Here is a 228-nt window from a genome sequence, read left to right as displayed (position 1 = left end):
GACCGCCGGTACGGCGGCGTGGCAAGGGCGGCGGGCTCATGCGCTGGGACGATTTCCGGAGTTCCGACAACGTCGAGGATCGCCGCGGCGAGGGCGGCGGCGGCATGGGCTTTCCCGGCGGCGGGGCGGGCGGCCTCGGCATCGGCACCATCGTCGTGCTGCTGATCATCGGCTGGGTCACCGGCATCAACCCGGCGATCCTGATCGGCGGTGCCGAGCAGATGACCC

1 protein-coding gene is annotated in these 228 nt (G+C 72.4%); it reads left to right on the top strand.

Features of this window, described 5'->3' with window-relative positions; all coding sequences use genetic code 11:
• Nucleotides 1-38: 38 nt before the first annotated feature.
• Nucleotides 39-228, top strand: a 190-nt coding sequence (locus AX737_RS18550) for a neutral zinc metallopeptidase (protein ID WP_197430628.1), incomplete at its 3' end; no start/stop codon positions are given.

The organism is Methylobacterium sp. CCH5-D2 (assembly GCF_001556475.1).
Classification (GTDB): domain Bacteria; phylum Pseudomonadota; class Alphaproteobacteria; order Rhizobiales; family Beijerinckiaceae; genus Methylobacterium; species Methylobacterium hispanicum.
Note: the sequence above shows the minus strand (reverse complement) of the source record. Positions and strands in the feature narration are given on the sequence as shown.